This window comes from Amycolatopsis bartoniae (assembly GCF_014191255.1).
GTDB lineage: Bacteria > Actinomycetota > Actinomycetes > Mycobacteriales > Pseudonocardiaceae > Amycolatopsis_E > Amycolatopsis_E bartoniae.
In genome coordinates, this window is record NZ_JACHWH010000002.1 from 225782 (window position 1) to 244289 (window position 18508).

16 protein-coding genes are annotated in these 18508 nt (G+C 70.4%); 6 read left to right on the forward strand and 10 right to left on the reverse strand.

Annotation, left to right across the window (positions count from 1 at the left end):
* Nucleotides 1–103 precede the first annotated feature (103 nt).
* Together FHX82_RS12880 and FHX82_RS12885 are read left to right on the forward strand one after the other, a co-directional pair.
* Nucleotides 104–2959, forward strand: coding sequence for an AfsR/SARP family transcriptional regulator (locus tag FHX82_RS12880; protein ID WP_183176619.1), 2856 nt, complete (start codon nt 104–106; stop codon nt 2957–2959).
* The gene (locus tag FHX82_RS12885; RefSeq protein WP_145936804.1) at nt 2956–3825 is read left to right on the forward strand and encodes a class I SAM-dependent methyltransferase; all 870 of its coding nucleotides are present in this window, start codon (nt 2956–2958) and stop codon (nt 3823–3825) included. Before FHX82_RS12880 ends, FHX82_RS12885 begins: the two co-directional genes overlap by 4 nt.
* On the opposite strand, the gene FHX82_RS12890 is transcribed toward FHX82_RS12885, so the two are convergent.
* On the reverse strand, nt 3763–4710 hold the full coding sequence (locus tag FHX82_RS12890; protein WP_145936803.1) for an AurF N-oxygenase family protein: 948 nt from the start codon (nt 4708–4710) through the stop codon (nt 3763–3765). The genes FHX82_RS12885 and FHX82_RS12890 overlap by 63 nt on opposite strands.
* Nucleotides 4711–4777: 67 nt before the next feature.
* Nucleotides 4778–5638: an alpha/beta fold hydrolase gene (locus FHX82_RS12895; protein WP_373308664.1), complete on the reverse strand. Its 861-nt coding sequence runs from the start codon at nt 5636–5638 to the stop codon at nt 4778–4780.
* A gap of 80 nt (nt 5639–5718) precedes the next feature.
* On the opposite strand from FHX82_RS12895, the gene FHX82_RS12900 reads away from it, so the two are divergent.
* The 3 genes from FHX82_RS12900 to FHX82_RS12910 all read left to right on the forward strand — a co-directional run bounded on the left by FHX82_RS12900 (nt 5719) and on the right by FHX82_RS12910 (nt 9680).
* Nucleotides 5719–6216: a CGNR zinc finger domain-containing protein gene (locus tag FHX82_RS12900; protein WP_145936801.1), complete on the forward strand. Its 498-nt coding sequence runs from the start codon at nt 5719–5721 to the stop codon at nt 6214–6216.
* Between the two features lie 44 nt (nt 6217–6260).
* Entirely contained in the window at nt 6261–7877 is a 1617-nt protein-coding gene (locus tag FHX82_RS12905; RefSeq protein ID WP_229881314.1) for an MOSC and FAD-binding oxidoreductase domain-containing protein, read from the forward strand.
* Between the two features lie 102 nt (nt 7878–7979).
* Nucleotides 7980–9680 (forward strand): tannase/feruloyl esterase family alpha/beta hydrolase, encoded by a 1701-nt coding sequence (locus FHX82_RS12910; RefSeq protein ID WP_145936800.1) that lies wholly within the window; start codon nt 7980–7982, stop codon nt 9678–9680.
* Nucleotides 9681–9939: 259 nt separating this feature from the next.
* Here FHX82_RS12910 and FHX82_RS12915 read toward each other — a convergent pair whose 3' ends face one another.
* On the reverse strand, nt 9940–10905 hold the full coding sequence (locus FHX82_RS12915; RefSeq protein WP_145936799.1) for a DUF2332 domain-containing protein: 966 nt from the start codon (nt 10903–10905) through the stop codon (nt 9940–9942).
* Between the two features lie 10 nt (nt 10906–10915).
* Nucleotides 10916–11848: a LysR family transcriptional regulator gene (locus FHX82_RS12920; RefSeq protein ID WP_145936798.1), complete on the reverse strand. Its 933-nt coding sequence runs from the start codon at nt 11846–11848 to the stop codon at nt 10916–10918.
* A gap of 126 nt (nt 11849–11974) precedes the next feature.
* Here FHX82_RS12920 and FHX82_RS12925 point away from each other — a divergent pair, with 126 nt between their 5' ends.
* Nucleotides 11975–13132, forward strand: a complete 1158-nt coding sequence (locus FHX82_RS12925) for a YbfB/YjiJ family MFS transporter (protein WP_229881302.1) — start codon at nt 11975–11977, stop codon at nt 13130–13132.
* Here FHX82_RS12925 and FHX82_RS12930 read toward each other — a convergent pair.
* The 6 genes from FHX82_RS12930 to FHX82_RS12955 are packed head-to-tail and all read right to left on the reverse strand — an operon-like array spanning nt 13113 to nt 18473.
* Nucleotides 13113–13796, reverse strand: coding sequence for a DUF6218 family protein (locus tag FHX82_RS12930; protein WP_145936797.1), 684 nt, complete (start codon nt 13794–13796; stop codon nt 13113–13115). The genes FHX82_RS12925 and FHX82_RS12930 overlap by 20 nt on opposite strands.
* 55 nt (nt 13797–13851) lie before the next feature.
* On the reverse strand, nt 13852–15093 hold the full coding sequence (locus FHX82_RS12935; protein WP_145936796.1) for an ABC transporter substrate-binding protein: 1242 nt from the start codon (nt 15091–15093) through the stop codon (nt 13852–13854).
* On the reverse strand, nt 15090–16109 hold the full coding sequence (locus FHX82_RS12940; protein WP_145936795.1) for a branched-chain amino acid ABC transporter permease: 1020 nt from the start codon (nt 16107–16109) through the stop codon (nt 15090–15092). Before FHX82_RS12940 ends, FHX82_RS12935 begins: the two co-directional genes overlap by 4 nt.
* Nucleotides 16109–16990 carry a branched-chain amino acid ABC transporter permease gene (locus FHX82_RS12945; RefSeq protein WP_145936794.1) on the reverse strand — a complete coding sequence of 294 codons (882 nt, stop codon included), beginning with the start codon at nt 16988–16990 and terminating at the stop codon, nt 16109–16111. Before FHX82_RS12945 ends, FHX82_RS12940 begins: the two co-directional genes overlap by 1 nt.
* A gap of 3 nt (nt 16991–16993) precedes the next feature.
* On the reverse strand, nt 16994–17704 hold the full coding sequence (locus FHX82_RS12950; protein WP_145936793.1) for an ABC transporter ATP-binding protein: 711 nt from the start codon (nt 17702–17704) through the stop codon (nt 16994–16996).
* A complete protein-coding gene (locus FHX82_RS12955) occupies nt 17691–18473 on the reverse strand; it encodes an ABC transporter ATP-binding protein (RefSeq protein ID WP_145936792.1) in 783 nt (260 codons plus the stop codon). The genes FHX82_RS12950 and FHX82_RS12955 overlap by 14 nt, the downstream gene beginning before the upstream one ends.
* Between the last annotated feature and the right edge of the window lie 35 nt (nt 18474–18508).

Here is an 18508-nt window from a genome sequence, read left to right on the forward strand (position 1 = left end):
GATGCCGTCGGCGGATACTGGCAAATCCCGTCCTCGTTCCGTCCTCGGCGCACCCCCGATCCTGCTATCGTCAGCAGGTTCGGCTGCGTGTTTCCGGGGGGAAATGGTGAAGTTCGGGGTGCTCGGACCGCTGGCGGTGTGGGAGGGCGGCCGGCAGCTGCCGCTGGGCGGGCCGAAACCGCGGAAGGTCCTCGCCGCTCTCGTTCTGGCGCAGGGGCGGGTGGTGCCGCTCGGGCACCTCGTCGACGTCGTCTGGGAGGCGGATCCTCCCGCCAGCGCGGAAAAACAGGTCCGCAACGCCGTGTCCGAGCTGCGGCGGACGCTCACCGGCCACCCGATCGAAGCCGTGGCGGGCGGCTACCTCCTGGGCGTCGGCGATCGGCTGGACGCGCTCGACTTCACGCGCCGCACCGAGCGCGCCCGCAGCCTGGCCGCCGAAGGGCGGGCGCGGGAAGCCGTCGTCGAGTTCCGGGCGGCGCTGGCGTTGTGGCGGGGTCCCGCGCTGGCAGGGCTCGACTGCCCCGCACTGGGCCCGCAGGCCAACGGGCTCGACGAACAACGGCTGACCGCCTGCGAGGAGTGCGCGGAGCTCGAACTGGCACTCGGCCGCCACCGCGAGATCACCGGCGAGCTCGCGCTCCGGGCGGAGGAGAACCCGCTGCGGGAACGGCTCGCCGCCCAGCTGATGACCGCGCTGCACCGGTCGGGCTCGCGGGCGGAGGCCGCGCTGGTGTACCGCCGCATCCGCAGCGCGTTGCGCGAGGAGCTCGGCATCGAACCCGGGCCGCAACTGCGGAAGCTGTACGAGGACGTCACCGGCGGCGAGACCGGCCACTGGACGCCCCGGCGCGATCTGCCGCGGGACATCAGCTACTTCACCGGACGCGCCACCGAGCTCGACCGGCTCCTGTCGGTCACGCCGGGCGCCGAGGGCACGACGATGGTGATCTCCGCGATCGACGGGATGGCCGGCGTCGGGAAGACGACCCTCGCCGTGCACGCCGCCCACCGGCTCGCCGGCCGGTTCCCCGACGCGCAGCTGTTCGTGGACCTGCACGCGCACACCCCCGGGCAGCGGCCCGCCACCCCGGCCGCCGTGCTGGAAAAGCTGTTGCGGGCGCTGGGAGTTCCCGGCGAACGCATTCCGCGGGAGCTGGAGGACAGGGCGGCACTCTGGCGCGCACAGCTCGCCCGGCGCCGCGCGCTGGTCGTGCTCGACAACGCGGTCGACACCGCACAGGTCGAACCCCTCCTGCCGGGTTCACCGCAGTGCCTGACGCTGGTGACCAGCAGGCACCGGCTCACCGGTCTCGACGCGGACATCGTCGCCCTCGACCTGATGCCCGTCGACGACGCGCGCCGGCTGTTCGTGCGCGGGGTGGGTGACGAGCGGCCGTTCGACGAACCCGGAGCCACCGACGAGGTGCTCCAGCTGTGCGGCAGGCTGCCGCTGGCCATCCGGATCGCGGCGGCCCGGCTGCGGCACCGGCCGTCGTGGACCATCTCCTACCTGGCCTCGCGGCTACGGGACGAGCGCCGCCGGCTCGACGAGCTCCGGACGGAGGACCACAGCGTCACGGTCGCCTTCACCCTTTCCTACGAGCACCTGGAAACCGGGAACAAGCAGCTGTTCCGCGCGCTGGGCCTGGTTCCCGGAGCGGACATCGAGCCGCACGCGGCCGCCGCGCTCACCGGCCGCACGCCCAGGGAGACCGAGGAGCAGCTCGAAAGCCTCGTCGACGCGAACCTCCTGCAGCAGGCGGTTCCCGGTCGTTACCACTTCCACGACCTGCTGCGGGCCCACGCCACGAACCTCGCCGTGCGCACGGACAGTGCGGCCGATCGCCGGGCGACGCTGACCCGGCTGTTCGACCACTACCTGTCCACCGCCTCCGCAGCGATGGACGTCGTCGCGCCCACCGAACGGGCGCACCGGCCCACTCTCACCGAGCGCGCACCCGTCACCGCCGACCTGTCGAGCTACGACGCCGCGCTCGCGTGGCTCAACGCCGAGCGGGTCAACCTGGTCGCGATGTCCGGGCACGCGCTGGCACACGGCTGGTTCCGGCACGCCTCGCGGCTGGCCGCCACGATGTGGCGGTACTTCCACATCAGCGGCAACCACGGGGACGCGCTCGTCATGCACACCAACGCGCTCGCCGCGGCGCGTGCCGACGGCGACATCGCCTTCGAGGCGGACGCGCTCGCCAGTCGCGGGTACATCAACTGGTGGCTGGGCCGCTACCAGCAGGCGCTCGACGACTGCCGTGCCGCCGTGCGCATCGCGACCGACCTCGGCGACCGCAGCCTCGAAGGCCGCGCTCTGCACGCGCTCGGCCTGATCCACACCCGGATGGGCGCCACCGAGGACGCCGAGCGGACGCTCCAGCGCACGCTGGACGCCGGACGCGCCACGGGGGACCGGATCCTGGAGGGCTACGCCCTGCGCGGGCTCGGCGAGGTGTACCTCCACCTCGGCAGGCGGCGGGAGGCGGTGGCCAGGTACGAGGAGGCCGTGTCCGTCGCCCGTTCGGCGGGCAACAGCACCATCGAGGGCTACGCGCTGCGGGCCCTCGGCGAGATCTACTCCAGCGAGAACCAGCACGAGAAAGCGCTTACACAGTGCCTGCGCGCGCTGCGACTCGCGCGGCAGAGCCGGAACCGGAACATCGAGAACCGCGCGCTGCGCACCCTCGGCGAAGTCCACCGCCACCTCGGCGAGCACGACGAGTCCTACCGCAGGTTCGAGGAAGCGCTGTGGCTCGCGAAGGAAACCGGCAACCGCTACGAAGAAGCGTGTGCCCACGAGGGTGCCGGGCAGACCCGGTACGCCCAGGGCGATCCGCGTTCGGCGGGGGTGCACTGGACGCAGGCGCTGGCGTTGTTCGACGAGCTGGGCGTGCCGGAACGCGACCGGGTGCGGGCGCTGCTGAGCGGCCTCGCCGATGTGAAGGGATGAGCGCCGTGCCGGGGTCCTCCACCGCCGAGACGGCGGCCCTGCTCAGGGCCGTCGGCGCGCTGCTCCCGGAGTCCGGGCCGCGCAACCCCGATGTGCTCGCCGCGCGGCTGCTTCCGTGGTCGCCCTCCGCCCGTGCCCTGGTCAAGGTTCCGGGGCTGCGGCTGCTCATCCGCCGCGCGGTGCTGCGGAAGTGGCCCGCGGCGTTGTGGTACGAGGTGGTCCGGACCATCCACCTGGACGAGGTGCTCACCGCGGAACTGGCCACGGGGGCGGCACAGGTCGTGCTGCTGGGCGCCGGTCTGGACAGCCGGGCGCACCGCCTGCGGCTCGGGGACGCGCGGGTCTTCGAGGTCGACCAGGCGCCGATGTCGGCGTGGAAACGGCACCGGGCGCGGCACCTGCCCGGTGCCGATATCCGGTACCTGGCCGCGAACCTCCACGACGACGATCTGGCGGAGGCTCTGGCGGGCGGGGGTTTCGAGCCCACCGCGAGGACGGTCGTCGTGTGGTCGGGGGTGACGCCGTACCTGCGGACGGAAGGGGTCGAGGCGACCTTGCGCTGGTTCGCGCGGCAGGCGCCCGGCAGCTCCCTGGTGTTCGACTACTGCTGGCAGGAGGCCCTCGACGGGACGATTCCGGAGGCGCGTGCGGCGATGCGGGACGTGGCCGCCCGCGGCGAACCGTGGCGCTGGGGCATTCCCCGGGGGCGCGCTGACGACCTGTTGACCTCGTTCGGGCTCCAGTTGGTCGAAGACCTGGAGGTCGCCGAGGCACAACGCCGGTACCTGACGCGGCCCGACGGGTCAGTCCAGGGACCGGTCTGGTTCTTCGGGGGTTTCGTCCACGCCCGGGTGCCGGCGGGCTGAGTCGCCGAGCAGGTGCGACCTCCGCCAGAGCGCCATCGTGACGCGGCCTCTCAGGAAACCCGCCTCGGCGCAGAACGCCACCAGCCGCTCGGACATCCACCGCAGGGACTCGTGGTAGTGGGGGTTGGCGAGCGCGCAGCGGTAGGCGGCCCGCGCGTCGAGCCCGGCCCGCGCGTAGGTCTGCGGCCTGATCAGCGCTCGTCCCAGCGACCAGGCCAGGAAAGCGACGCCGAGGCGGTTGAGCCGACGGGACACCGGCCCGGCCTTCCGCATGGTGCGCACCGCCGCTTCGCGCGCGTAGGCGACGTGTCGGGCCTCTTCGAGCACGTGGATCCGGTACACCATCCGCAGCAGGGGGTCCAGGCGTTCGTCGGCCATCGCCTCGCGCTGCAGGCGGTCGACCGGCTCCTCGAAGAAGAGCGCGCTGGCCCAGAAGAACGGGCCCTGTGGCAGCAACGCCGAGACGACGTTCAGGAGCCGGGTGGTCAGCCTCGACTGCGGCACGACGCTGCCGCCCAGCCACGCGATGGTTCTCGCGAACATGGTCGAGTGCCGGCACTCGTCCCCGACTTCGGTGAGCGCGTACAGGGCGTTGTCCGCGGCCGGGTCGCCCTCCTGCACCGCGCGCAGCAGCGACCGCATGAGGCTCAGCTCGGCGTGGATGACCACGGACAGCGAGGTGACCGCCTCCTGCCGGGCCAGCTCCGCCTGTTGCCCTGGGGTCAAGGAGTTCCACAACTCGGTGCCGTACAAGGGAAGCCGGTGTGTCAGCGCCAGGACGGCGTCTTCGCGCCGAGGAGCGGACCAGTCGATGTCCACCCGCGGGTCGTACGACCACTCGGCGGACGACCGCAGCAACCGCCGGGCAGTCGGCTCCTGGCTCATCCTCGCCCTTCTCCCGCGGCCGCTGGTGTTCGTCCGACCCGAGGTTCCCCCGGCGCGGTCCGGCGCGTCAAGGACAGACGCGGCCCAGGAAGGCGCGGATCAGTCCGGCGACCTCGTCACCGGCGCTTTCCAGCAGGAAGTGGCCGCCGTCGAGCAGGTGGATCTCGGCGTCCGGCACGTCCTCGGCGAACGCGTGGGCGCCCTCGGGCGCGAAGATCGGGTCGTTCTTCCCCCACACGGCCAGCACAGGCGGGCGGTTGCGGCGCAGGTACTCGTGCAGCGCGGGATACAGCGGCGGGTTGGTCGCATAGTCGCGGAACAGCGCGAGCTGGATCTTGTCGTTGCCCGGCCGCGAAAGCAGCGCGAAGTCGTGCTCCCAGGTGTCCGGGCTGACGAGGGACTCGTCGGGAACTCCGGTCACGTACTGCCACCTGATGGCGTCGCGGGTGAGCGCGCCGCGGATGCCGGCCTCGGTCTCGGGGGTCTGTTCGCGCTGGTAGTCCCATACCGTCTGCCAGAAGCCGGGGACGAAACCGGCGTCGTAGCCGTTGCCGTTCTGGGTGATGATCGCGGTGACGGCCTCCGGGTGGGTCAGCGCGAGGCGCCACCCGATCGGGGCGCCGTAGTCCTGGACGTAGAGGGCATAGCGCGACAGGTTCAGCTGGTCGAGCAGGCCGGCGGTCAGCTCGGTCAGCGCGTCGAAGGTGTAGTCGAACTCGTCGGCGGACGGGGCGTCGGAGAGGCCGAAGCCGAGGTGGTCGGGGGCGATCACGTGGTAGCGGTCAGCCAGCGCCGGGATCAGGTGGCGGAACATGAACGAGCTGGTCGGATAGCCGTGCAGGAGCACGACGGCGGGGGCGTCGGCGGGACCGGCTTCGCGGTAGAAGATCCGCCGGCCTCGAACTGTCGCGTAGCGGTGGTGAACCACGTCTAACTCCTTTCGATTGCTTTGATGGTTAGAAGTAAGCATGCATGATGTAACCTGTCAAGGCAAGGTTGGGAGGTTAGATGGGCGCCGAAGCACTGTTACTGGACCTGCTCAACACGACGCCGGTGATCGACGGGGCGCCCCAGGACGCACTGGCCGACGCCAAGGCGGGACGGCGGTGGCTCGCCGAGCACGACCTGCCCGCCTCCGACGACGAATGGCGGGCGCTGGTCGACGCACGTGCGGCTCTGCAGGACGTCGTGCGCGGAGACGACGTTCCGGCTTCGCTCGCGCCTTTCGTCGAGGGCGTGCGTGCTACCGCCTCGTTCGACGGCGAGGGCGTAGCTTGGGCACTGGATCTACCAGAGGGACGGTCGGCCGCGGCGCGGGCCGTGCTCGCGTGGGACGCGTTGCGGGTTTCCAGCCCAGGGCGCTTGCGGCCGTGCGCCAACCCGGAATGCCGCCTGTTCCTGATCGACCACAGCAAGCCGAACAGCGCCCGCTGGTGCTCGATGGCGGTGTGTGGCAACCGGATGAAGGCGCGGCGGCACTACCAGCGCACCCGGCGCGCGGAGTGAAGGAGACCGGTTCGATGGCACGTCTGCTCTCGCTGAACGTCGGAATGCCCCAGGACGTGCCGTGGCAGGGGCGGACTGTCCACACGGGAATCTTCAAGCAACCGGTCGACGGCCCGCGCTTCGTGCGCAGGCTGAACATCGACGGGGACGGGCAGGGCGACCTCGGCGGGCACGGCGGCGAAATCCGGGCTGTGCTGGTCTACCAGCGCGAGTCGTACGACTTCTGGCGGCACCACCTCGGGCGTGACGATCTCGAATACGGCCGGTTCGGGGAGAACTTCACGGTCGACGGGCTGCCCGACGACGAGGTGCACATCGGCGACCGGTACCGCATCGGCGAGGCGGAGTTCGAGGTGACGCAGCCACGCGTGACCTGCTTCCGCCTGGGGATGCGGCTCGGCGAGCCGCGGATGCCCGCGCTGCTGGTCGCCCACCGGCGGCCGGGGTTCTACTTCCGCGTCATCACGGAGGGTGCCGTGCAGGCGGGCGACGAAATCGTGCGCACCCGCGTCGGCCAGCACCGAATGACAGTGGCGGCGATCGACACGCTGTTGTACCTGCCCGGCCGGGAGGTTTCCGAGCTGCGCAAGGCGGTGGACATTCCGGCGCTCAGCCCGGGATGGCGGACTTCGTTTCGCGAACTGCTCGGCGCCGGGGTTTCTCGTTCTCCCGGTTGGACGGGGTTCCGGCCACTGCGCGTTTCCCGGATCGTGCCGGAGAGCGCGACCGAGACGTCTTTTCATTTCTCGCTAGAGGACGCGCCAGTACCGCTGCCCGGTCAGTATCTCACCCTGCGCATTCCCGGGAATCCACCGCTGGTGCGGAACTATTCACTTTCCGGCGTTCCGTCGGGGAACGAGTACCGGATCAGCGTCAAACGCGAAGGTGTTGTCAGCACGTATTTGCACACGCGCCTGCGGGTCGGCGATTCCGTCGAGGTCGCCGCTCCCCGGGGCTCTTTCGTGCTCGGGGAGGACACGGTCCCGGTGGTCCTGCTCTCGGCGGGAGTCGGGGTGACTCCCGTGCTGGCGATGCTGCATTCCCTGGCCGCGGCAGGCAGTTCTCGTGAGGTCTGGTGGTTCCATTCGACGCGTTCGGGCTCCTTCACCGCTGAGGCACACGAACTGCTGGCCGGTCTCGCGCACGGCCACGAGCAGGTGTTCCACACCGGTGGCGGTTCGGGCCGCATCGACCGTGCGGCACTGGCCGGGCTACCTTCCGATGCGGTTGCTTATGTGTGCGGCCCGAGTGCGTTCATGGACGTCATGCGCTCGGCACTGGTCGACGTCGGTTTGGACGAAGGTCACATTCACACCGAACTGTTCGGCTCCCTTTCGGCGATCAATCCCGGGGTCGTCCGCGGTGGTTCTCGTCCGCCGCATCAGCCTCCTGAACCGGCCGGCACGGGGCCACGGGTCACCTTCGCACGTAGTGGAATTTCGGCGCCGTGGAGCGAGCGGTATTCGAGCGTGCTGGAGTTCGCGGAAGCGTGCGATGTCCCGGCCCGCTGGTCCTGCCGGACCGGCGTTTGCCACACCTGTCAGACGCCGGTTCTTTCGGGCGATGTGCGGAATCGCCTGGAGCCTCTGGAATCCCCCGATCCGGGAACGGCGTTGATCTGCTGCGCCCAACCGGAGACGGATCTGGTGCTCGATCTTTGACGCAAGACACTGTCGACCAGATCGTTGACAATCTCGTGCACAAAGCTCTAGCGTCGGGCGTTGCTCCGCCTCCATCGGGGTCGACCGGCGACGGGAGAAGCCATGTCTTGGTCCTTCGTCCGCACCACTCGGCGCCTCACCGCCGTCGCGGGGGTGCTCATCGTCGCCGGCCTGCTGCAGGTTCCGGTCGCCCAGTCGGCGCCGCCGCGGGTGACCGCTGACGGGCTGCGGGACCTGCCCGCCGTCGCGCCCGTGCTGAGCTGCGCCGACGTGCCCGCGCTCAAGCTTCCCCAGGTCACGGTCCAGTCCGCGGCGCTGGTGACCACCGGAGCAGCGCCGTACTGCGAGGTCCGCGGCACGATCGCACCGGCGGACACGATCGTCCTGCGGCTGCCCGTCCGCGGCTGGACGCAACGCTACGTGCAGACCGGCTGCGGCGGGCTGTGCGGGAGCGCGAACATCGACTTCGGCCAGGCCTCCGACTGCCCGCCGGTCAACGACGGGACCGTCGCGAGCGCCACAACCGACATGGGCCACCAAGGTCAGAACGACGGCTCCTGGGCGCTGGACAACCCGCAGGCGCAGATCGACTTCGCCTACCGCGGCGTGCACGTGACCGCCGAGGTCGCCAAAGCGATCATCACCAGGTTCTACGGCCGCGCGCCGGCGTACTCGTACTTCACCGGCTGCTCCGACGGCGGCCGCGAAGCCCTCATGGAGGCCCAGCGCTACCCCGGTGACTTCGACGGCATCGCCGCCGGCGCCCCCGCCAACGACGAGGCCGTGCAGAACACGTTCCACCACGCCTGGAACGTCGTGGCCAACCTCGACGCGCAGGGCCACTACATCCTCTTCGCCGACAAGCTGCCACTGATCCACAACGCCGTCCTCAACGCGTGCGACGCCCTCGACGGGTTGCGCGACGGGCTGCTCGACGATCCGCGGAACTGCCACTTCGACCCGGGCACGCTGGTGTGCGACAACCCCGCCACCTGCCTGACCCGCGCGGAAGCCGACGTGGTCCGCCGCCTGCACGACGGCGCCGTCGACGCCCAGGGGAACCGGCTGGAACCGGCGATCGCGCACGAATGGGGGTCGGAACTGGAGTGGACCCTGTTCATCCCCGCGACCCCGGACCAGACGCCGGCGAGCGTCGGGTTCGCCGAGTCGTACCTGCGTTACCTCGCCTTCCCCAACGCGCAGAACCCGGACTACCGGTTGCCGGACCTGAAGTTCACCGTGAACTCGTTTTGGCAGACCGTGCAGTCGTCCAGCTACATGTCCTCAATGGACCCTGACCTGACAGCTTTCCGGCGTGGTGGGGGGAAACTGCTGCTGTGGCACGGCTGGAGTGACCAGCACATCTCACCGCAGTCGACCCTCGCCTACTGGGACGCGATGCGCGACACGATGGGCGGGCGCACCGTCGACAGTTTCGCGCGCCTGTACCTTTTCCCCGGCATGGCGCACTGCGGCGGCGGGGACGGGCCGAACGTCACCGACGTCCTCACGCCCGTCATGGCGTGGGTGGAGAGCGGCAAGGCACCGAACCGGATCGTGGCGTCGAACGCCACCCGCAGCCGCCCGGTGTACCCGTACCCGACGGTCGCCCGCTACGACGGCACGGGCAGCATCGACGACGCGGCGAACTTCGGCCCCTACACGCCGCGCACCCAGCCCGAGGACTACCGGTGGGTCGGCCAACGCCTGTACTCGCACGGGTACCAGACCTGGTGCCAGGCGGACGGGACGACGCTGGTCTGCCGCCCGTCGCGGACGTGGTTGACGCGCATGGCGGGTTAACCGAATCTAGGAAACGCGCTGAGCGTGGGCGCGACGGTCGGCCGCTGGAAGAAGTGGAAGTGCGATTCGCCGTCCAAGCCCTGCTGCGCACTCACGTTCACAGCGGCCCGGCACCCGGCGAATCAACCGCACCCGAGTACTGGGGCGACGATCTCGATGTTCCACGGAGGCGCCACCTTCCGGAGGACTGGTCGAGCACGCCGAGCACACCAGGATCGGCCGCCCCCGCCCTCGCCGAGGTCATCGAGACGCCGGTCCGTTAGCCGAACCAGCGCAGCCAGCCGCCGTGGGGTTCGGTGAGTGCGATCGGTTCGCCGGAGACCGCGAGGACGAACAGGGCCTTGTCGCTCCGCTGCTCCGGCACCTTCGCGTTGATCTCCGGGAAGGCGCCGCCCGCCTCTTGCGAGATCCACGTCACCGGCAGGTCCATCGCCTTGCGGTAGAACGACTCCCTGCCCTCGGGCGATAGGTAGTTGAGCACGGCGGTGTGGAAAACCACCACCGTCGCATCCTCGGGCGCCCGCGCCACAACCGAATCCAAAGTGGACAACAAATCACCGGTGAACAGTAAAGGCGGCTCCGCTCGCGCGATCTCCACCGCGGCCGACAACCGTTCCTGCCGCTCCGTCTCCTCCGGCCAGATGAGCGCCCGCAGCCACGCCACATCGTCCTCGTTCCGGACGTCGAGTGGGTTGAGGTCGATCCCGGCGCGCCACACCACCTCCGGCAGCCGCTCCGGCAGGGGAACCGGACCCTCGACCGCACACCGGATACGCACCGGACTCGACTCCGGACCGACCTGATGCCCGTCGAAGTCGTAATGAAACCGGTCGGGATAAAGGCACAACCCCGCCGAGGCGCCCACCTCGACGAGCGCGACGGGGCCCTCGATCCGGGACAGGATCGGGAGCATCGCCGCCGTCCGGGCGGGTTCGTTCGTCTGTGTCGAGTGGGTGCGCATGATCTCCAGCACCGGTTCGGGATCGTCGAGCACCCAGCCGCGGAACTGCCCGTAGTCCGCCGCGACACCGTGGCACAGCCGGACTGCCGCCAGCAACAGGTTCGGCTGCCTTTTCGGCTTGGGCAGCGAATCGTCGAGCAGCGCCAGCATTTCGGCGTCGGCCGCGACTCCCGAGGCCAGCTCCTGATAGAGCGGCGAATGCCCTTTCGCCTCGAAATGAGCAAAACGGCTATACCTGTCCGCAGTGGAGACCTCTGCAACCATGTCTTGGATCCTACCGCTGGAGCGCCTCGCGATGCGGATCGTCCGCGGGAAGCCACCAGTCCAGCGGAGCGACCGTCCACTTGCGACTATGTGCGTACGCCCGCAGCGACTCCACCACGTGACCAACTCCCGGGCGTTCGTCGTCGGCACGGTGCAGCAGCGACCACGTCCACAAAGGATTCGGTGACGCCACCGGGCGGTGTCCGAGCCCGGGCGGGGTCGCCGCGGTGTGACGTTTCGGCGAGGCGAGCACCGGTGCGTTGATCCGCTTGACGTGGGCGTAGAACGCCTCTCCCGTCACGCCGCCATCGTCGATTCGCACCACTTTGGCGCCCGTATCGTCCGCGAATTCGAGCGCGAACCGGTTCCACGACGACCAGGCCGACTCGTCCGCGTCGGCCAGCACCGTGAGGCGGGCGGCGGGCACCGGCTCGGCGGAGCTCGCTCCGGGGAAGACGGCGGGCAGCGGCTCCGCCCGGATCAGGTGCGCGGTCAGGCCCTTGGCCGCCGCGTCGGCGGCACCGATCCACGCCAGCGCCAGGTCCAGCGTGCCCTCCGCGACCCGGTCGGCCTGGGTGTGCGACGGCAGCACCCAGTCGTCGATGCGCAGGGACACCGCCGGCGCCACGAGGGCCTGGACGCCGTCGGGCAGCCAGCTGACGTACCCCAGCCGGAGCGGACTCACCTCCGCGGCCCGCACCCGTTGCCGAGCGCCATCGGCCAGCGCGAGGATCTGCCGGGCGTCCGCGAGCAGCGAGCGGCCCGCCTCGGTCAGCCGGACACTGCGGCGGTCGCGGGCGAACAGCTGCGCGCCCAGGTCCCGTTCGAGCGCGATGATCTGCTGCGACAGCGCCGGTCCGGAGATGTGCAGGCGCTCGGCGGCGCGGCCGAAGTGGAGCTCCTGCGCGACGGCCACGAAGTACCGGAGCTGCCGTAGTTCCATGTGCCGAGCTTAGGTGTTACCTGCCCGACACCGGGGACGACTCCACCTGGGGTGGGAAGCGGCGCTTACCAGTGGTCGGCAGTACGACCTGGACTCCGCCCCGGCGCGAGTCGTTGAGTGGATCTCGTGCTACGGACACTGATTCGCACGGACTTCCGCCACGCCGCCCAGGGCGCGGCCGCGCTCGCGGCCGGGATGGGCGTCGGGCGGTTCGTCTACACGCCGATCCTGCCGCTGATGACGGCGCAGGCGGGGCTCGGCGCGTCCGCGGGTGCGTCGCTGGCGACGGCCAACTACGTCGGCAACCTGGCGGGCGCGCTCGTCGGCATGCTCGCGCCCCGGCTCGGCCGCTCGGTGGTGCTGCACCGCGCTGCGCTGGTACTGCTGGTGGTCACGCTCGCCGCGATGCCGTGTACCACCAGCGTGACGGGGTGGTTCGTCCTGCGGCTGCTCGCCGGAGCCGCCAGCGGGGTGGTGTTCGTGTTCGCCGTCAACTCGGTCCTGGGGCACCTGCGCGGCCACCTGCCGGGGTGGAGCTTCAGCGGCGTCGGGGCCGGTATCGCCCTGTCCGGCATCGTGGTGCTCGTCGTGCGTGAGCTGGGGAACTGGCGCGCGGCCTGGTGGGCGGCGGCCGTTCTGGGCGCTGCGCTGGCCGCGGCGGCGTGGCGTCTACCTCCGGCGGCCGAGTCCGTGGTTGCGGCCCTCGACCGGCCCCGCACCCATCGCTGGTTCTCCACGCTGTTCGTGAGCTACACGCTGGAGGGCGTCGGGTACATCATCGCGGGCACGTTCCTGGTGGCGGCCATCGGGCACGGCTGGCTCGGTGGCGCGGCGTGGATCCTGGCCGGGCTGGCCGCGGTGCCGTCGTCGGTGGGGTGGGCGTGGCTCGGGAAACGGTGGACGCGCCCCGGCCTCCTCCTGACGGCGCTGCTCGTGCAGGCGGTGGGCATCGCGCTGCCCGCGCTGTGGGGCGGTGTGGCGGCCGCGCTCGTGGCGGCCTGCTTGTTCGGCGCGACCTTCCTGGGCGTCAGCAACCTCGCGCTCGGGACGGGCACACACCTGCGGTTCCCGCGTTCGGTCGCGCTGCTCACGGCCGGGTACTCGGCGGGGCAGATCCTCGGCCCCCTACTCGCGGCGCCCCTCCTGCGGCACGGGTACCAGCCGGCGCTGGTGCTGGGCGCGGTGATCGTGCTGGCAGCCGCAGTGGCGGCGGCGTTCCTGCGGGTGGGTTTTCCGCACCGGATGGAAGATCCGGTTCAGCCCCTCACAGGGGAAGCACGTTGACGCTGCCCGTCTGCACCGCGGCCAGCCACGTCGGCGGCAGCGCCTGCGGCTCGCCCAGCGCGTCGCGCACGTAGGGACGGCGATTCTTCACCTGTTCGGTCTCCGCCCACTGCCGGACCAGCCACCGCAGCACCCGGGAGACCAGGATCGCCGTTCCGCAGGCTTCGCCCGTCGTCCGGCTCAGGCGAGCCACGCGGCGCAGGTCCTCGAACTCCCGGACGTCGTAACCGGTGACGTCGGCAGGCCATTCGACGACCGCCACGTTCTTCGTCGCCCGGGCGTCCTCGACGACCTTCTCGATCTCGGCGCGGCGGGCGACGACCTCCTCGAACGCCAGCACCGGCGAGAACAACTGCTCCCGCCACCACTCGTCGACGCCCGCTGCCTTCGAGAGCTGCTCCAGGATGCGCTCGACGTCGCCGGGCACCGCTCCGGTGATGCCCCTTCGCTCCAGCGACGTCAGCAACCGGCGGGCGGTTTCCTCCTCGCCGAAGGCTTCGGCGGCCGGCACCAGCCACGCACCGGTCGGCGCGCCCTGCGGGCTCACGTGCCACACCGCGACCGCTTCCTCGCCGCCGTCGCCCTGCCCCAGCGCCACCACCGCGCTGCCCGGAGCCCACAGCTCCACCGGCGCGGGAAGGGCGGTTTCGGCAGCGGACGTCATGGCGTGGACCCTAGCAACAATGGAAGCGGCGGCCCGCACCGCCGCTTCCTCGCCCTCAGCCGAAGGTCTGCGCTGTCGCGTAGCCCTTGCCGTTGTACTTCTGCACCACCACCGACGAGACCGCCGGCTGGCCGTCCGTCGTCGTGTTCACCGAGGTGCCCTGCAGCATCAGCGGGGCCTGGTACCCGGAAATCCCGCGCAGCGCCGTCATGAAGCTGTCGCGCGTCGGTTCCGTCATCTTTTCGAACGCCTGCTGCAGCGTGGCCCCCACCATGTAGCTCCACATGCAGTGCGGGAACGCGGGCGTGTCCGGGTAGTTCGCGTACTGCTTGAGGTCCGACAGGAACTTCACCACATCCGCGTCCTTCGCGAACTCCGGGCTCTGCGGCGCCTTCGCGAACGCCACCGAGTACACGCCCGGGAACGCCGTCGCTCCACCCGGTTGCAGGATCGCCGTCGGGCTGGAGGTGTTCGACGGCAGGAACCAGCTGGGCTTCCAGCCGATCTGCTGCGCCTTCTGCAGCGACGCGATCGCCAGCGGTGTGATCGACATGGCGTTGAAGAAGACGTCCGCGCCCGTCGCCGCGAGCTCCGTCACCTGCGCGTCCACCGACGTGTCCGTGGCCTCGTAACTGAGCTCACGCACCACCTGGACGTTCGCGGCACCGGCGATCGCCTGCTTGAAGCCGTCGACGTAACCCTTGCCGTAGTCGTCGTTCTGCGCCAGGATCGCGACCTTGTGCTGCCCGCCCGACGACGCGAGCAGCTTGCCGAACGCCGCGCCCTCGTTCTGGTAGATCGGCACGAAACCCAGCTGCCACGGGCTGTCCTTCCGGTTGCTGAACAACGGGTCGCCCGTCATGACCAGCACCTGCGGGACCTTCTCGTCGATGGCGGCCTCGCGGAACGCGCGGTTGGTCGGTGTGCCGAGCCCCGCGGTCGCGGCGAACACGTTGTCCGACACCATCTGCTGGAAGTTCGCCAGCGACTTCTGCGGGTCGTACGCGTCGTCGTAAATCTTGATGTCGACCTTGCGCGTCTTGCCGTCGCCGAACCTGACCCCGCCTGCCGCGTTCGCCGCGCCGAAGTACGCCTTCACGCCCGCCACCGTGCACGTGCCCGGGCCGGCCGTCGCGCCGCTGAGCGGAGTCGTGATCCCCAGCGTGATCGTCGTGTCGGTGATGCCCGGGCTCGCGGATCCCTCCCCTCCCTTGGTACCCCGACCGCAGCCCGTCGCGACGAGAGCGACGGCCGAAACCACCGCGACGACGGCGGTGAATCTCCTGCGAACCTTCATGCTTGCGCCTGCCTCTCTGTCTCTTCTGGCCAAGGGGAAGCCGCTTGCGGCGACCGGCGCCGGACGAGCCTGCGGATCACCCGCGGCAGGCTCACCAGCCCGCCCGGCAGGACGAACAGCACCACCAGGAGGATCACGCCCTGCCCGATCGCCGTGAGGTTCGGGTCGAGCGAGTTGGTGAACTGCGGGACGAACACGTAGTACGCGCCGCCGATCAGCGAGCCGGGAACGCTCCCGGCGCCGCCGACGACCATCGCGGCGACGAGCTCGATCGAATGGCCGAAGCTCATCGTCTCGGGCGAGGTGTACTGCACCGCGACGAGGTACAGGAAACCGCTCGCCCCACCGAAGACCGAGGCGAGCGTGAACGCGAGAACCTTGTAGCGGTAAGGGGAAACGCCGACCGAAGCGGCGACCGCCTCGTTCCGGCGCACGACGGCGAGCGCACGGCCGAACTTGCCGCGGACCAGGTTGCGTGCCAGCAGGAACGCGGCGGCGGTCACGACGAGCAGGATGTAGTACTGCCACTGGTCGTCGTAGAGGCCGCTCCAGTCCGGCGCACCGGAGAACCGCGCCGACATCCCCTGCGAGCCCCCGGTGACGTCCGAAAGCCGTTTGGCCAGCGGCACTCCGACGATGGGCAGCGCGATCGTGACCATCGCGATCGCGAGCCCGCCGAGCCGGGCCGCGGCCAGCGCGACGAGGAGCCCGGCGACTCCCGGCAGGAGGCAGGCCGCCACGAACACCAGCACGACGTTCCAGCCGTGCGTGACGCCGAACGCGGTGACGTACGCGCCGAGCCCGACGAAGAAGATCTGCCCGAGGTTGACCTGCCCGGCGTAACCCATCACGAGGTTCAGCCCCAGCACGGCCACCGCGTAGACGCCGATGCGCACCAGCGTCTGGTTGGCGAACAGCGGCAGCGAAAGCGGGGCGGCAACCAGCAGGACCACGACCACCACCACGAGTGCGACGCGCACCCATCTGTTGCGCCACAAGGAAGTCAGCGTGCTCATCAGACTCGTGCCACTACCTTCCGCCCGAACAGGCCCTGAGGACGGACGACCAGGATCACGAAGATCAGCAGGAACGGCACCGCGATCTTCAGGTCGTGCCCGATGAAAGGCACGTAGACGGCCGCGAGGTTTTCGAGCACCCCGATCAGCCAGGCCGCGACCACCGCGCCGATCGGGCTGTCCAGCCCGCCGAGGATGACCGCCGCCAGTGCGTACACCAGCGCCTGGTCCAGCATTCCCGGTGTCAGGCTCAGCTGCGGGGCGACGAGCGAGCCCGCGATGGCACCCAGCGCCGCGGCGAAGCCCCAGCCGACCATCAGGAGCCGCCCGACCGGCAGACCCGAAAACGCCGCGCTGACGGGGTTGTCGGCGACGGCACGCAGCGCGAGCCCGAGTTTCGTGCGCAGGAACAGCAGCTGCAGCAGCACCATGATCACGATGGTCGCGAGGAACGTGCCGAGTGAGCGGACGCTGACCACCGCACCGAAGACGTCGACGCTGGACAGCGGGAACGGCGAGGGGAACTGGAGGTTGTTGTAGCTCCACAGCCAGCCGCAGATCCCGGTCACGAGGGTCAGCAGCCCGATGGTCACGACGATGGCGGTGTCCGGGTCGCCCCGCTCGAACCGGCGGATCAGCAGGCGCTCGACCGCCGCGCCGAGCAGGAACGACAGCACCACGGCGACGAGAATCGCGAGTAGCAACGGAAAACCCAGCTGCAGGAAGCTGTACGCGAGGTACGCCGACAGCACGGCCATCCCGCCCTGCGCGAAGTTGATGAGCCCGGTCGCCTGGTTGACGAGCACGATCGCGAGCGCGAGCGCGGCGTAGACCGAGCCGGTGGCGAGCCCGTCGACCACGAGCTGGATGAAGGTGCCCAAGAATCAACCCCCCAGGTAGGCGCGCCGGATCTCGTCCAGTCCCCGCAGCTCGGCCGCGGAACCGGTGAGGACGGTGCGGCCGGTCTCGAGAACGGTGGCCGTGTCGACGAGTGTGAAGGCGAGGTTGGCGTTCTGCTCGACCACGAGCATCGCGATGCCCGACTCCCGCCGCAGCCGGCCGATCGCGTCGTAGACGGTTTTCGCGACACCCGGCGCGAGCCCGAGCGACGCCTCGTCGAGCAGCAGCAGCCGTGGCCTGGCCATGAACGCGCGGGCGACGGCGAGCATTTGCTGTTCACCACCCGAAAGCGCGGACGCGGTCGAGGAAATGCGGTCGCGCAACTGCGGGAACAACGTGAGGCAGTAGTCCAGGTCGGCCGCGATCGCTTTGCGGTCCTTGCGCAGGTAGGCGCCGACGCGGAGGTTGTCCAGCACGCTGAGCCTGCCCAGGGTGCCCCGTCCCTCGGGCACGTGGGCGATGCCGAGCGCCGCGACCCGGTCCGGTCGCAGCCCGCGGATGTCCTTGCCGTCGAAGGTGATTCGCCCGCCCGCGCGGACCGTGCCGCAGATGGCCCGCAGGGTGGTCGTCTTGCCCGCGCCGTTCGCGCCGAGGATGCCCACGGCCCCACCTTCGGGCACGCTCAGCGAGACGCCCTCCAGCACCCGCACGGGACCGTAGGACGCCGTCACTCCGGTCAGCTCAAGCAGCGTCATCCGCGGCGTCCTTCCCGAGGTACGCCTCGATGACACGGGGATCGGACTGCGCCTGCGCCGCCGTGCCCTCCATGAGCTTGCGCCCGTGGTCGAGCACGACGACCCGGTCGGTGAGCGCCGAGATGAGGCCCATGTGGTGCTCCACCACGACGACGGTGATGTCCTCGTCGGCGCGCACGCGGCGCACCGTGTCGATGAGCTGCTCGACCTCACCGTGCGAAAGCCCGGCGGCCGGTTCGTCGAGCAGGAGGAGCGAGGGTTTCGACAACAGGGCGCGGCACAGCTCGATTCCCTTGTGCAGCCCGTGGGACAGCTCGTCCGCGGGCAGGTTCGCGGCCCAGCCGAGGTTGGCGCGTTCGAGCAGGGAAAGCGCTTCCCCGCGGATTTCGCGTTCGGCGCGCTGGGTGTGCGGCAGGCGCAGCGACCACGAAACCGGGCCGCCGGGAAGGCGGGTGTGCCCGCCCAGCACCACGTTCTCCAGCACCGTCGCGTCGAGCTGCAGCGCGGGATGCTGGAAGGTGCGCGCCAGCCCGAGCCGGACGAGCTTCGACGGGGCGGTGCCGACCACCTCGGTGCCGTCGATCGCGACCGAGCCGCCGGTGGGTTTGTAGTGCCCGCTGATGCAGTTGAACAGCGACGTCTTTCCCGCGCCGTTCGGACCGACGAGCCCGAGGATCACGCCCGGCGCCACGTCGAAGGTGACGTCCTGCAACACCTTGACGCCGCCGAAGCGCAGCGTCACGTCGCGCAGGCTCAGGCGCGCGGCCACGGCACACCTCGTCCGGCCCCCGCCCGCTTTTCGTT

Coding starts and splice junctions, on each gene's coding strand:
- FHX82_RS12910 (WP_145936800.1), top strand. CDS start 7,980: ATGTCTTGGTCCTTCGTCCGCACCACTCGGCGCCTCACCGCCGTCGCG.
- FHX82_RS12905 (WP_229881314.1), top strand. CDS start 6,261: ATGCCCCAGGACGTGCCGTGGCAGGGGCGGACTGTCCACACGGGAATC.
- FHX82_RS12915 (WP_145936799.1), bottom strand. CDS start 10,905: ATGGTTGCAGAGGTCTCCACTGCGGACAGGTATAGCCGTTTTGCTCAT.
- FHX82_RS12900 (WP_145936801.1), top strand. CDS start 5,719: ATGGGCGCCGAAGCACTGTTACTGGACCTGCTCAACACGACGCCGGTG.
- FHX82_RS12880 (WP_183176619.1), top strand. CDS start 104: ATGGTGAAGTTCGGGGTGCTCGGACCGCTGGCGGTGTGGGAGGGCGGC.
- FHX82_RS12950 (WP_145936793.1), bottom strand. CDS start 17,704: ATGACGCTGCTTGAGCTGACCGGAGTGACGGCGTCCTACGGTCCCGTG.
- FHX82_RS12885 (WP_145936804.1), top strand. CDS start 2,956: ATGAGCGCCGTGCCGGGGTCCTCCACCGCCGAGACGGCGGCCCTGCTC.
- FHX82_RS12935 (WP_145936796.1), bottom strand. CDS start 15,093: ATGAAGGTTCGCAGGAGATTCACCGCCGTCGTCGCGGTGGTTTCGGCC.
- FHX82_RS12920 (WP_145936798.1), bottom strand. CDS start 11,848: ATGGAACTACGGCAGCTCCGGTACTTCGTGGCCGTCGCGCAGGAGCTC.
- FHX82_RS12930 (WP_145936797.1), bottom strand. CDS start 13,796: ATGACGTCCGCTGCCGAAACCGCCCTTCCCGCGCCGGTGGAGCTGTGG.
- FHX82_RS12940 (WP_145936795.1), bottom strand. CDS start 16,109: ATGAGCACGCTGACTTCCTTGTGGCGCAACAGATGGGTGCGCGTCGCA.
- FHX82_RS12890 (WP_145936803.1), bottom strand. CDS start 4,710: ATGAGCCAGGAGCCGACTGCCCGGCGGTTGCTGCGGTCGTCCGCCGAG.